The sequence below is a fragment of the Pseudobacillus wudalianchiensis genome (assembly GCF_001685015.1).
Taxonomy (GTDB): domain Bacteria; phylum Bacillota; class Bacilli; order Bacillales; family Domibacillaceae; genus Pseudobacillus; species Pseudobacillus wudalianchiensis.
In genome coordinates, this window is sequence record NZ_MAYT01000012.1 from 358522 (window position 1) to 372778 (window position 14257).

Annotated in this window: 8 protein-coding genes; all 8 read left to right on the forward strand. The window is 44.8% G+C overall.

The genetic code is table 11. The annotated features are described in order from the left end of the window. Positions 1 to 84 precede the first annotated feature (84 nt). Positions 85 to 2118, forward strand: a complete 2034-nt coding sequence (locus A8F95_RS09495) for a sigma 54-interacting transcriptional regulator (RefSeq protein WP_077247299.1) — start codon at positions 85 to 87, stop codon at positions 2116 to 2118. A 13-nt stretch (positions 2119 to 2131) separates the two neighbouring features. Next, entirely contained in the window at positions 2132 to 3016 is an 885-nt protein-coding gene (locus A8F95_RS09500; protein WP_065410283.1) for a 5-oxoprolinase subunit B family protein, read from the forward strand. A 3-nt stretch (positions 3017 to 3019) separates the two neighbouring features. Then, the gene (locus tag A8F95_RS09505) at positions 3020 to 4000 is read left to right on the forward strand and encodes a 5-oxoprolinase subunit C family protein (RefSeq protein ID WP_065410284.1); all 981 of its coding nucleotides are present in this window, start codon (positions 3020 to 3022) and stop codon (positions 3998 to 4000) included. 148 nt (positions 4001 to 4148) lie between these two features. Beyond that, entirely contained in the window at positions 4149 to 6239 is a 2091-nt protein-coding gene (locus A8F95_RS09510; RefSeq protein ID WP_065410285.1) for a hydantoinase/oxoprolinase family protein, read from the forward strand. A gap of 12 nt (positions 6240 to 6251) precedes the next feature. Then, the gene (locus A8F95_RS09515) at positions 6252 to 8213 is read left to right on the forward strand and encodes a hydantoinase B/oxoprolinase family protein (RefSeq protein ID WP_065410286.1); all 1962 of its coding nucleotides are present in this window, start codon (positions 6252 to 6254) and stop codon (positions 8211 to 8213) included. 165 nt (positions 8214 to 8378) lie between these two features. Next, the gene (locus tag A8F95_RS09520) at positions 8379 to 9335 is read left to right on the forward strand and encodes a DMT family transporter (RefSeq protein ID WP_065410287.1); all 957 of its coding nucleotides are present in this window, start codon (positions 8379 to 8381) and stop codon (positions 9333 to 9335) included. Positions 9336 to 9592: 257 nt separating this feature from the next. Then, on the forward strand, positions 9593 to 11605 hold the full coding sequence (locus A8F95_RS09525) for a penicillin-binding transpeptidase domain-containing protein (protein WP_065410288.1): 2013 nt from the start codon (positions 9593 to 9595) through the stop codon (positions 11603 to 11605). A gap of 346 nt (positions 11606 to 11951) precedes the next feature. Continuing rightward, entirely contained in the window at positions 11952 to 13814 is a 1863-nt protein-coding gene (locus A8F95_RS09530; protein WP_065410289.1) for a C40 family peptidase, read from the forward strand. Positions 13815 to 14257 lie beyond the last annotated feature (443 nt).

Consider the following 14257-nt stretch of genomic DNA (forward strand, 5'->3'; position numbering starts at 1 on the left):
TAAACGTATTCAAATACGTTTCAGTCGTTTGACTGACACATAAAAGGTTCTTTTCCCGTTGATGCGATGGAAAGGGGTTTGGTCATGATGAGATGGAAATGGCAGGAGATCTTATTGCCTTTGCCACCCGGCGTATCAAGTGAAGCAACGGTACAAGATGCTATCAGCTTGCTTACCCGGGAAGAGAGCCAGACGGCATTTGTTTATGAAAAAGAGGAACTTGTTGGTTATCTCACGCTCGGCGCTTTGATGAAACAAGTAAAGGGAGCCGAGTCATTGAATCAGCGGATTCAGTATAAAAAAGACCTGCTTCTTGTTCGTGAAACGAGCTGGGTGGAGTTTTGCCACAACTGCCATATCGTTGCTGGCATGAATGAACAGAGAGAAATAGTAGGCTATATCACGATGCAAGAAGCAAAAAATCAGCTTGCTGAGCTGCAGTTGGAGATTTTAAATCATAGCTTGAACAGTGCTGAAATCGGTATTGTCACAACAAACCGGCAGTTTGAAGTAAATTTTATGAATGAGACCGCCGGCCAGATTTTAGGATTGCCCCGTTCCATCTTGGCAGGAAGAAATTATAGGAAAATCGTTGCCGCCGATGTGGATTTGGAAGAGATCCTGGCAGGAGAGAGGAAATTTGGTGTAGACAGTTCCTTTAATTTTAAAAAGATGACAGGCCACTTTTCACCTGTATACCATGAGGGGCAAATAGAGGGAGTCGTTCATGTATTTTACCTGCAGGAGCATTTAGAAAAAGCAGTAAGCGGATTGGAGTTTGTCCGTGAGCTTACGGAGGAGCTGCAAACGATTTATGCAGCCTCTAATGAGCAGATTATGGCGATACAACCGTCTGGGGAGATTTCCAATATAGCTGGTGCTTTTCTCGAAAACTTTTGGCAGCCCTATTCAAAGGGTGAATTAATTGGGCAAAACATTTACGAGCTTGAAGCAAAAGGTCTATTTGAGCCTAACATTGTGGATCTCTGTTTAAAGGAAAAGCAGAGGATCAGCATAACACAAAGCAGCCGGGGGAATGTAAAGATTCTATCGACGGCAGCGCCGGTCATGAAAAAAGGCAAATTGGAGAAAATCATTGTTCTCTCTCGTGATGTCAGCACAGAAGAAATTTCCGAGAGGAGACAGGAAGAAAGCGACCATTCGCTGGTGCCAGATTTAACGAAAAAGCTAGTGTATCGTTCACAGGAAATGTCAGAGCTTGTGAAAAAACTAAAGGAAGTAGCAGAAACAGAATCAACTGTGTTAATTACCGGAGAATCCGGAGCGGGCAAAGAAGTAGTGGCTAGTCACATTCATTCTTACAGCCGGCGTGCGGAGGCACCGTTTGTGACGATCAATTGCGGTGCGATCCCTGAGAATCTCTTGGAGAGTGAATTGTTTGGACATGAAAAGGGTGCCTTTACAAGTGCCGTAGAAAAAAAGAAAGGGCTATTCGAAGCGGCAGACGGCGGAACAATTTTTCTTGATGAAATTTCCGAGATCCCACTCCATATGCAAGTAAAGCTTCTGCGGGTCTTACAGGAACGCGAGGTTGTCCGCGTCGGCGGTCTTGTGCCTATTAAAGTGGATGTGCGTGTTTTAGCGGCAACAAATAGAAGCTTAAGAAAAATGGTCGCAGCCCAAACATTCCGGGAAGATTTATTTTATCGGCTGCACGTTGTTCCGCTTCAAATCCCACCGTTAAGAAGAAGAAAAGAGGATATTGCTCCACTCGCTCTTTCTTTCCTAGAAAAATTAAATGAAACCTACAATAAGGAAAAAAGGCTGTCGAGGGAGGGATTGCAGTTGTTGGAAAGCTATCAGTGGCCGGGGAACATTCGGGAATTGCAAAATGTGATGGAAAGGCTTGTCGTAATCGGAAAACAGGAAGTGATCTCTGGGGATGATGTATTTCGGGCTGTCTGGGACAGTGAGTCGGAAGAGCCGGGTCACTTAACTGTCCGGGGAATTATGCCGCTGAAGGAAGCGGTTCAGGAAGTGGAAGACCAGTTGATACGACTGGCTCTCGGCAAATATAAAACAGCGGCCAAGGCGTCAGATGCACTGGGAGTCAGCGCCTCGACAGTCAGCCGGAGAATGAAGAAGGCATCCAAATGAAGGAGAAAACAACATGCTAATTTTTCCGGAAACTAAATTTGACTTTTGTGGAGATGAGTACATCTACGCAGAAATTTCAACAGAAATGAGAATCGAGAGTAACTTTAAGTCCATTTCCATCACGAATGAATTAAGGAAGCGCAATATCCCTGGCATGATTGAAGTTTATCCGAGCAATGCATCCTATTTAATCCGTTATGATCCAACGGCGATCTCTCCCCATCATTTGCTGGATTATTTGCAGGAAATTGACCAGCAAAAAAGTCATCGCTCAGAATTGCATTTTAGCAGCCGGATTATTGAAATTCCGGTTTGGTACAACGACAAAATTACAAAAAATACGATTGAAAGATACCAGCATCTTCAGCCAGAAGCAGGTGGGGATGACTTTATACATGTTATGAGAGCGAATGGATTCACGGAGGCGGATGCTTTTATAGCGGCCCACTCATCACCGCCTTATTTTATTACATCACTTGGCTTCAAGCCAGGGACAGCGTGGGGATTTCCGCTTGGCGTGCCGCAAAATAAAATCATTCAAGCACCAAAATATCCAAGTCCGCGGTCCTACACACCAGGGGAGGCGCTAGGAATCGGCGGCGCTTTCACAGTCGTGTATCCGACGGAATCAACCGGCAGCTATCAGCTGATTGGAATCTCGGCTGTTCCTGTCTACGATCCGGGACAAAATCTATCTCTCTTCCGGGATTCATTTTTTCTCGCCAAGCCGGGAGATTTATGGAAATACCGACCGATAACAGAGGCGGAATATTATAATATCCGCGAAGAGGTAGAAAAGCGTACATATGAATACAAGGTGAAGGCCATTGAGTTTTCCGTAGAGCAATATGATGAAAAGGGTGATCACTACATTTCTCAACTGATGGAGGGATTTTAAACCGTGCTCAACATACTTGAACCAGGATTAAAGACAACTATTCAAGATACTGGCCGGTTTGGCCACTACCATATGGGCGTTCCTCCATCTGGAGCAGCAGATAAATACTCTTTTTTGCTAGGAAATACCCTCCTTGGCAATCCGCCTGACTATGCTGGTTTGGAAATGATGTTAACGGGTCCGGTCATTGAATTTCAAAAAAAGACCGTCATTGCCCTAACGGGGGCGTCAGCAGAAGTGAAATTGAACGGGGAAGTGATCCCGCTTTGGCAGCCCATAGCTGTATCACCGGGAGATGTGCTGATGGTGGGGAAGATTTACGATGGGATCTTTACTTACCTTACTGTCTCCGGAGGGCTCGCCACACCGGAAATTTTAGGCAGCCGTTCTGCCTGCTTTGCCAGCGGCTTTCCCGGCGTGCTAGGCCGAAAGCTGTTAAAGGGTGATCAGCTTCCGCTTAATGAACCGCTTCCGGGCGTTCTTCGACAAGTTGGAAAAAGCATACCGAATGAAATCAAGCCTGTTTTCAATCGGCAGCTTGATCTTCATCTCGTCTTAGGCATTGCCAGTGAAAGAATCAGTGACGAGGGGCTAACGGGGCTGCTCAATCAAGAATGGACTATTCATACACAGTCCAACAGGGTAGCTTATCGGCTGTACGGAGGGCGTGTCCGTTATAAAAAAGAGGCTGCCCCATTTGGATCTGGAAACAGTCCGGGCAACATTGTTGATATTCCTTATCCTATTGGCGGTGTCATTGTGCCGAACGAGGAAGAGCTCATCATTTTACTGAATGATGGCACGGGCGGCGGCGGCTTTGTGACAACAGGCACCGTGATTAGCCCAGACCTTAGTGTGCTCTCACAGGCGAAGCCGCACTCTGTGGTCCGCTTTCATGCGGTGACGGTTGAGCAGGCCTTCCAGCTGCGCCGTGAAAAAGAACAGCTCATTGAAAAAGTAAAAATGACCGTTCAGCAAGCGTAATTCAGCGCTTGCTATTGAAAGTTAGTTCAGAATATTCAGTCTCAATACTCATTTTGGGAGGTGGTGCCCAAAAGCACTAAAAAGGCAGCAGAGAAACATTTTTATAAATGAATCATTCATTTTATTAATAAACAATGGGGGCGATGAAGTGAGTAAATACCATGTAGCTGTTGATGTTGGAGGAACATTTACGGATGTGTTCATATTTGATGAAAAAACAGGAAAAATCCACGTAACGAAGACGTCTTCTACACCGTCTAATCCGGAAAAGGGAATGATGGATGGAATCGCTAAAGCAAAGCTGACAGGTGATCAAATCGCGATGTTCTCTCATGGTACAACAGTTGGAACAAACGCGCTGATTGAAAGAAAATTACCAAAAGCTGCACTTGTGACGACGAAAGGCTTCCGAGACGTAACGGAAATCCGCCGCGGGACGAAGCTTGATCTGTGGGATGCTTATAACGATGTAGCAGAGCCTTATATTAAACGCCGTGATCGTTTTGAGGTAACAGAGCGGGTAGATTTCGCTGGAAACATTATGACAGAGGTAAATGAAGCAGAAGTGCGTGAACTGGCAAGGGTATTAAAAAGACGCCAAGTAGAATCTATTGCGATCTGTTTTATGAATGCTTATGTAAACGGTGACAATGAAAAACGCGTAAAAGATATTTTACAAGAAGAGATGCCGGAAGTATACATTTGTACGTCTTCTGAAACATTGCCGGAAATCTTCGAACATGAGCGGATGAGTACAACAATTGTGAATGCAGTTCTTGGTCCGACTATTAGTAAGTATATTAAAGTGCTGGAAGAGGAAATGAAGGGAATTGGTTACAAAGGTGACATTCTTGTTCTTCACTCTGGCGGCGGCGTGATGACATCTGAAACGGTTCCCCGCTATGCAGCCCGCCTGGCAAGCTCCGGAATTGCAGCAGGAGCCATCGCAAGTAAACATATCGCCAACATGTGTGGCTTCAAAAATGCCATCGGGCTGGATATGGGCGGAACAAGTACAGACATTTCTTTAATGTATGATAACGATTTGCGTGTAACGAAAGATTGGTACATTGAATACGGCTATCCAATTGGCTTCCCAAGCATTGAAATTTTAACGATCGGGGCTGGCGGCGGAAGCTTATCATGGATCGATGAAGGCGGCTCTTTACGTAATGGTCCGCAAAGTGCTGGTGCTGTACCTGGACCCGCTTGTTATCAACGAGGCGGAACGGAGCCGACAAACTCAGATGCAAACGTCGTGCTTGGCCGGTTAGGAACGAAACTTCTTGATGGCCAAATGACATTAGATAAAGAAGCGGCTGTTAAAGCGATTGAGAAGACGGTCGCTTCGAAATTGGGCTATAGCGTGTATGAAGCAGCCGATGCCATTATTAAAGTGGCTAATGCTAATATGTGTGACGCGCTTCGCTTAATTTCTGTGCGCCGCGGTTATGATCCGCGTGATTTTGCTCTTGTTGCCTTCGGTGGTGCGGGTGCTCTTCACGGAGCGGAATTGGCGAAAGAGATGGAAATACCAAACGTTATCGTGCCGGCTCATCCGGGCGTAGCAGCAGCAATGGGCTGTTTACTCGTGGATGTTCGTCATGATGTAACGAAAACATATTTGGCGAACGTGGCAGAAATTGAAAAGGATGACGTGGAAAAAGAGTTTATTGAGATGGAAAAAGAGGCCATCCGCTTGCTTGAAGAAGAAGGCATCGCGCCAGAAAACATGAATTTAATCCGCTACGTTGATATGCGCTATGTAGGCCAGTGGAGAACATTGTCTGTCACGGTGGATCGACCGCTGCAATCACTTGAAAATGCAGTTGAACGTTTCCATCAAGAGCATGAACGTGAATTCGCGTTCAGAGACGAGGAAACAGGTATTGAAATTTACGGCTTGCGTGTAGAAGCGATTGGTACAGTAAATAAACCAGAATTTAATAAAGAAGAACCATCAGGAACGTTAGAAGAAGCATTAAAAGAAACACGTGAAGTGTATTTTGAAGAAGCGGACGGCTTTATTGAAACGGCTGTTTACGACCGGGTGAAAATTCCTGTTCTATCTGAGTTCTCTGGTCCAGCTATTATTGATCAGCTTGATTCAACGGTTGTTGTGCCTCCGTATTGCACAGTAAAAGTAGATGAATACCGCAACATCATTATGTCCTTCACAAAAAACAAAGAAAAAAGTCAAAATCAAACAGACGAAACAGTACCAACATTAGCTAACTAAAGGGGTGGGAGTATGAGCAAAGTATTTGAAAGCCAATTAGATCCTGTTACATTTGAGGTTTTAAAAAATGGTTTTGTCAACTTAGTTGACCAAATGTCTGAGCAAGTATTAAGAACTTGTTATTCCTTCGTTATTTATAACCGTGATTTTAGTGCCGCTTTATGTGATGCAGAAGGAAATACAGTGATGCAGGGAACGCAAGATATTTCTGTTCACGTCGGCACACTGCATTTAACAGCAAAAGCTGTTATCGAGGATTTCGGCGATGATATTCATCCGGGAGACGTTTTTATCGTCAATGACCCGTATCGCGGCGGTACACACTTTAACGATACACGTGTCATTCGTCCGGTATTTTATGAAGATAAGCTGATTGCTTTCATGCAGCTGAACGGTCACTGGGCAGATATGGGCGGTTCTGTGCCGGGCTCTTTTGATATTACGTCAAAAGACCATTACGGAGAAGGGGTAAGAATTCCTCCGCTGCGTATTTGGAGAAAGGGCGAATATTTGCACGATGTAGCGAACGTGCTTGTTTCCAACATGCGGCTGCCAGAAGAGCGTCTCGGCGACTTGCGCTCTCAGACAGAAGCGACAAAAACAGGTGAGACACAGCTGTTGGCTCTTGTTGAAAAATACGGATTAGATACCATTTTAACCGCTTTTGCGGAGGTGCAGGATTACGTAGAACGCCTGGCGCGGGCGAAAGTAGCTGCTCTTCCAGACGGGGAGTGGGAGACAACGGATTATATTGACATGGATCCTGAAGCAGGTGATGGACTCATCCCAATTAAAGTGAAAATGACCATTAAAGGTGATGAGATCTTTTACGACTTAGCTGGTTCCCATGACTATATCGGCTGTTTCTTGAACTCAGCATTTGGTTCTTCGCTGTCTGCTGCTTATGCCGGTACGAAAACCTTTTTCCCGGATATTCCGTTAAACTCCGGCTTCTATCGTGTCGTGCATGTGGACTTGCCGGAAAATTCAGTTGTTAATGCGGCATGGCCAGTGGCTGTAACTGGTTTCTGTTCCGGTGCTTATGAAAAAATTATGAATGCCTGCTTTGAACTTTGGTCTCACGTTATGCCAGAGCGCGCCCTTGCCTGCTCGTTCAACTTAGAGTATTTATTGATTGGCGGCTGGGATAAGCGTCAAGGCTATGACAATTACTTCATGTGGTACGACTGGATGGCAGGCGGACATGGCGGCCGTGATAAGCGTGACGGAGCAAACGCATTATCTCCAGTATTTGGCGTAGGTCTGAGCATTCAGCCGTGTGAAGGACAGGAGCGTCTCTCTCCGGTTATTACAACGAAACATGAAATCGTAACAGATTCGGCAGGTCCGGGACAATTCCGCGGCGGCTGTGGGGTCGAAAAAGGCGGGATTCTAACAGATGCAAATGACACCGTGATGTCTTATTGCTGTGACCGCTCCCGTTCTGTAACATGGGGAATCTTTGGCGGGCTTCCGTCTACTCCGCATGGTGCTTGGTTAAATAAAGATACAGAAGATGGAAAATTTTTAGGTGCCATTTTCTCGAACATTAAATTGAAAAAAGGTGATACGTTCACAAGACCATCGGCAGGCGGAGGCGGACTTGGTGATCCGCTCGAGCGTGATCCAAAAGCGGTGCTCGAGGATGTTATTGATGAATATGTTTCGATTGAACGTGCGAAAAAAGACTATGGTGTCGTCATTCGCGAGATTGATAGAGAGATTGATTTATTTGAAATTGATGAGGAAGCAACAAAAGCAGAAAGACAATTTATTCGCGATTCGCGTGCCGGTTGGCTCGAAGAAGATATGGACAGTGTTATCGCTAAATATCGCAGCGGTGAAATCGATCAATTAGACCTGATCCGCCGATATGGTGTCATCGTTGACATGGCAACAGAACAAGTCCTCACTAAAACGACAGAACAAAATCGCGAAATGATGAAAAAACGCTCACTCGCCTACTGGGCATAATGAAAACAGAGGGACTGGCCCCAGCGCTTTATAGCACTAGGGGTCAGTCCCTCATTGCTGTAAAGCGCTAAGCCGTTCACTTTCTGAAAATTTTTCATTGCGTGCAAATTTAAAGATACGTTATAGTGAGGGCAGGAAGGTTTGATTGTCATTGGGGGATTTTGGATGAGACCAATTGTGTTAGGTGTACTTTCTGCTTTTTTCTTTGCTTTTACATTTGTGTTAAATCGACTGATGGAGGCGGAGGGAGGCAATTGGATGTGGAGTGCTTCCCTGCGCTATTTGTTTATGGTGCCGTTGCTTGCCATCATTGTCGGCTGGAGAAAAGGCTTTGGTTCGCTATTTGCTGAAATGAGAAGAAGCCCTTCTGCCTGGCTGCTCTGGAGCATTATAGGGTTTGGTTTATTTTATGCACCGCTTTGTTTTGCAGCCGCTTACGGACCTGGATGGCTTATTGCAGGCACATGGCAAGTGACCATTATTTCCGGCTCACTCCTAGTACCGCTTTTTTACATAACGATTCAAACGCCAAGCGGTCCGAAAAGAGTAAGAGGGAAAATCCCATACAGAGGCCTTGCCATGTCACTTATTATATTGGCTGGTGTCGCTCTTATGCAGGCGGAACAGGCGCGTCAGCTGTCATTGCAGGCTGTTTTACTATGTATTGTGCCAATTGTTATTGCATCCTTTGCTTATCCGCTCGGCAATCGTAAAATGATGGATGTTTGCTCTAACCGTCTTGATGCTTATCAGCGTGTACTTGGAATGACACTGGCGAGTTTGCCTTTTTGGCTCATTTTATCAGGTATTGCTGTCTACACAGATGGATGGCCGAGTAAAAGCCAAGTCGTCCAATCAGGTCTTGTAGCCCTCTTTTCGGGCGTGTTTGCAACGGTCTTGTTTTTTGCAGCGACTGACCTTGTCAGAGGCAACATGAGTAAGCTAGGAGCAGTAGAAGCAACGCAATCATTGGAAGTGTTATTTGCGGTAATCGGAGAAATGGTATTGCTCGCTGCCCCTTTACCAGCCCCGATTTCGATGATCGGGATGATTTTAATCGTGATTGGCATGGTGCTGCACAGCTATGTCTCTCACGCAAAACAAACAACGCCAGGCACTTAAGTGTCTGGCGTTCAGGCTGTTGGCAAACGTTCGCTTTCTTCGTTGCTCACCTGTCTGCGCCTTGAAAGACACCCGTTTTCAACTAGCCTGATAGTTAGAGAATAAAGTTTACCAATAAACTTAGAAGAAGCTTGTCTCCTTCCGCAGCTGCTAGTGAACGAGAACCTCTAAAATAAACTTTGTCTGATGCGATGTTTGTTATAATAAAGAGAAGAGGCAGTGAAAGATCCGCTGAATGTAAATCCGGGGGTGAAAGGATGAAGAAATATTTGTTTTTAACCGGCCTGCTCGTACTGCTTTTCAGTCTAGCCGGCTGTAACAAACTAGCTTCACCGGAAGAACGGCTAAGCGAGTATACAAAGCTTTGGAACGATGAAAAGTTTGCAGAGATGTATAAAAGCTATGTCGCTCCTTCTAGCAAAAAACAAGTGAAAGAAAAGGATTATGTAGACCGCTATGAAACGATTTATAAAAGTTTAGGAGTAAAAAATATAAAAGTAACCTCACTTGCGAAAGAAGAAAAAGATTGGAAAGGGGACAAAGCGGTTCTTCCGATCAAAGTAAAAATGGATACAAGTGCAGGACCTGTTTCGTTTGAAAAGAAGGCCGTCTTGAAAAAGGAAGAAGTAGATAAGAAAGAGGCTTGGTTTATTGATTGGGACGCTTCTTATATCTTTCCTCAAATGGAGGCAGGCGATAAGATTCGAATCAAGACAACGAAAGGCAGCCGCGGCCAAATTTTTGACCGCAATGGCAACTCACTAGCTGTTAACGGCCATGGTTACTCAGTCGGAGTCCAAGCTGGCGAAATAGATGATAATTCGGCGGCTAAAAGCAAATTAGCTAGCTTGCTCGGTGTGACAACGGAATTTATTGACAAGCAGCTGCAGCAAAGCTGGGTACAGCCGGGCTATTTTGTCCCGTTAAAAGAATTATCCGCCTATGAGGAACAAAAGCTGCAACAGCTGCGGGCGATACCAGGAGCGGCGGCAGAAGAAATAACAATGCGCCAATATCCATATAAAGAAGCGCTTGGACATCTAACCGGCTATATTGGCGACATTAACAGCGAAGAACTCAAGAAGCTAAAGTCAAAAGGATATAGTGCACAAGATAAAGTAGGAAAACGGGGATTAGAGCAATTATTGGAAGATCAGCTTCGGGCACAAGACGGCAAAAAAATTTACATTGAAAAAGAGAAGGGTGAGCCGATAACGGTTGCAGAAAAGGCTCCGAAAAACGGGAAAGACATAAAAGTGGCCGTGGATGCTGAACTGCAAAAGATGATGTATGAGCAATTTAAAGGAAAGCCTGGAACTGCGGCGGCTGTTAATCCAAAAACCGGTGAAGTATTGGCATTAGCAAGCTCTCCAGCCTTCGATCCGAACGAGTTTGTTCTCGGTGTATCAAGCAGTCGTTATCAGCAGCTTGAAAATAATCCAGCTAAACCGCTTTTAAACCGTTTCGCCGCTACTTATGCACCTGGCTCATCCATTAAACCAATTACAGCAGCCATTGCGTTAAAAGCAGGCACGCTTGATCCGGCAAAAGAACGGCCGATTAAAGGGCTGAAGTGGCAAAAGGATGCTTCGTGGGGCAGCTATTCCGTCACAAGGGTGAAAGATCCAGGTGAACCGGTAAATCTCCAAAAGGCTTTTATCTACTCTGATAATATTTATTTTGCACAAACCGCCATTGAAGCGGGGAAAGACAACATGACAAACGGACTTCGTTCATTTGGCTTGGGAGAAAAATTCCCGTTTGCCTATCCGATACGGGCATCGCAGATCTCTAATAGCGGGACGCTAGATAAAGAAATTTTGCTCGGCGATACAGGGTATGGCCAAGGAGAAGTGCTAACAAGCATGCTGCATCTTGCCTCCACTTATAATGCAATTGTCAATGATGGCGTAATCATGAAGCCTCAGCTTTATGCGGAAGCAAAACCAGAAGTGTGGAAAAAAGACCTTCTTTCCAAAGAGTCAGCTGATTTGTTAAAGCAAGATCTGCGGCTTGTTGTCCAAAAAGGAACGGCTAAAGAAGCCGATTTACCGGGCTTTGCAATTGCCGGCAAGACCGGCACAGCTGAAATAAAAATGGAACAAGGCACAACCGGAAAAGAAAATGGGCTTTTTGTGGCGTATGATCAGCAAAACCCCGCCTTTATCATGGCCCTTATGGTAGAAGGAGCAGAAGAAGCAGGGGGAAGTAAGGCAGCTATTGGGATAAGCAAACAAATCTTTCTTAAGTGGAAAGAAATGAACTCTTAAAACAACTAACTAGTCGTCAGAAAAAACGAAGACTCTCGTTTTTTCGGCGGCTTTTTTCATATTTAAGAAGGGTATTTTTGCCTGTTGTAGAAGTAACATGTAGAAAGCTAGCTGTCGAAATTAAAAAAAATGAAAAATAACCGATAAAAAGAGAAAACGGATGGTCCGTTGCAGGCTGCAGATAAAAGTTTATTGTTCATGCTGCTAGGCTGATTGAAAGCGTTTGTTAAGCCACGGTGAAGCTTGGTGAGGAGCGGAGTGGCTGCTATAGACAAACGAGCAATGAAGAAAGTGAGTGTTTGTCAATAGCCTGAAACGGATTCAATCTAGTAATAAGGGGTTTGTGATGAGAAAAAAACTATTTACGCTATCAACTGCTGCTTTTTTTTCCACCGGGGCAGCCACGATGGTTCATGCAGCTGAACAGCATGTCGTCAAACCCGGTGAAACATTGTCCAGTATTGCTAAGCAATATGAAATGGATGTTAATACGCTCAAAGCCTTAAACCATTTGGAAAAGGATCAGCTTCAGGAAAATCAGGTGTTGCAAGTCTCCAGAAATACTGTAGCGACTTCAGAAAGAACACATACTGTTCAAGCTGGAGAAACAGTTTACTCGATTGCAAAGCTTTATCAAATGAAAGAAACTGAATTAGCAAGCCTGAATCATCTCGGAGATCAAACGATTTATGTTGGACAGGAGCTAAAAGTATATGCAAAACCAGCGGCCGGCCAGTCAGCTGCTGTTCAGCGGCCGCTCCCTGAGGCTGAGTCCCATACGAGAGCAGCCAAGCCTGCAGTAGAGGCACCTGCAAGGCAAACGTCAGCCACAGGAATCTATATCGTTCACAGTGGCGACACATTGGGGGCTATCGCAAAAGCATATCAAATGGATGATGCTCAATTGCGGGAATTAAATGGATTAAAAGATAATGTCATTTATGCTGGACAAGAGCTAAAGATAAGCAGTCCGGCAGCTCCGGGAAGAGAACCATCAGCCGTAAGCGTTAAAATGGCTTCAGTCAGCACGTATACGATAAAGAGCGGTGATTCGCTTAGTGCCATTGCAAAAGCACATAGTATGACTGTTGCCGAGTTGCAAAAATTAAACGGGCTGACGTCTCATTTTATTTACGCAGGCCAAAAATTAAAGGTAAATGGAAAGCCGGCTGCTGTAGCGCCGCAACCTCCAAAACCGTCTCCAACTGTGACAAGGCCTTCTTCATCAGGAGCTTACACAGTAAAGAGCGGCGATTCACTTAGTGCGATCGCTAAAAAGTATCAAATGAGTCTAGCTGAATTGAAGCAGCTGAATCATCTAATAGCTGACACAATCTTTGTCGGCCAATCGTTAAAAGTAAGTGGACAGGCTAAGCAGCCAGCTCCTGCACCGGCAGCGCCAAAGCCGTCTTCGCCCGTAACGAAGCCGGCTGCATCCGGGGTGTACACAGTACAAAGCGGCGATTCGCTAAGCCGGATTGCCCAAAAATATCAAATGAGCTTAACGGAGCTAAAACAACTCAATAACTTAACGTCAGATGCTATCTTCGTCGGTCAAAAATTAAAAATAAGCGGTCAACCAGCGCCTCCTGCACCGGCACCAACAACACCAAAGCCGTCTTCGCCCGTAACAAATCCTTCTGCAACAGGAACGTATACAGTGAAAAGCGGCGACTCGTTAAGCTTGATTGCCAAAAGATACAATATGAGCTTGGCTGAGCTGAAGCGGCTGAATAACTTAACATCAGATTCTATATTCGTCGGACAGAAACTGAAAGTTACAGGTGGAGAAACAAGTGCTGGACAGTCACCGTCAAGCCAACCGGAATTCTCTAATGCTCCTTTTTCGGTTGCTGCCTTAATCGCAGAGTCGAAAAAACATCTCGGTATTCCGTATGTGTGGGGAGGCGCTCAACCTTCAGGCTTTGATTGCAGCGGTTTTATTTACTATGTTTTTAATAAAGCTGGAAAAAATATTCCCCGAACGAATACGGATGGCTACTATAGCCGCTCTTACTACGTGGACAAGCCGCAAGCAGGTGATCTTGTTTTCTTTGTAAACACGTACAAACAGGGTATCTCTCATATGGGAATATACATTGGGGGCAACCAATTTATCCAGGCGAGCTCCTCGCAGGGCATTACGATCACAAGCTTAGACAACGCCTATTTTAAACAGCGGTTTGACAGCTTTAAGAGATTTTATTAAGTAATGCGAGAGATGCTCACTGCATTTCTAAGCCGTGTGAAATAGAAAACAAGTCCTTCCGCTAGCAAGGATAGAGCATAAACAGTTTTTCTTTCAGATAATATATCCATTAAATGAAAATATTTCTTGTAGAAATGTGGAGACATGGTACAATAAAAGTATAGTTTTCTGTTTTGTAATTTGAAAATAATAAAGTGGCAACGGTTGGATGGCCTGAAAGCATCTGCTCTTGATGAGCAGATGCTTTTTTCTTTTTTTATTAAGCTCTTTTATAACTTGGTTGTTGATTGTAGCTGCGATTAACGATTGAAAAAACAACACGCTTCTTTAAGGGGGAACTTTGTACAATCGTTATGTAAATGATGCTGTCATAAGGAAGGTATTCCTTGTTCTTGCGCACAACCTAATTATTCCCGTGTATAAAAGAAAGCTGCCGATGGTAG

Excerpts from the sequence above, each read along its gene's own strand:
- A8F95_RS09520 (WP_065410287.1), top strand. The coding sequence starts at position 8,379 with ATGAGACCAATTGTGTTAGGTGTACTTTCTGCTTTTTTCTTTGCTTTT.
- A8F95_RS09525 (WP_065410288.1), top strand. The coding sequence starts at position 9,593 with ATGAAGAAATATTTGTTTTTAACCGGCCTGCTCGTACTGCTTTTCAGT.
- A8F95_RS09495 (WP_077247299.1), top strand. The coding sequence starts at position 85 with ATGATGAGATGGAAATGGCAGGAGATCTTATTGCCTTTGCCACCCGGC.
- A8F95_RS09500 (WP_065410283.1), top strand. The coding sequence starts at position 2,132 with ATGCTAATTTTTCCGGAAACTAAATTTGACTTTTGTGGAGATGAGTAC.
- A8F95_RS09530 (WP_065410289.1), top strand. The coding sequence starts at position 11,952 with ATGAGAAAAAAACTATTTACGCTATCAACTGCTGCTTTTTTTTCCACC.
- A8F95_RS09515 (WP_065410286.1), top strand. The coding sequence starts at position 6,252 with ATGAGCAAAGTATTTGAAAGCCAATTAGATCCTGTTACATTTGAGGTT.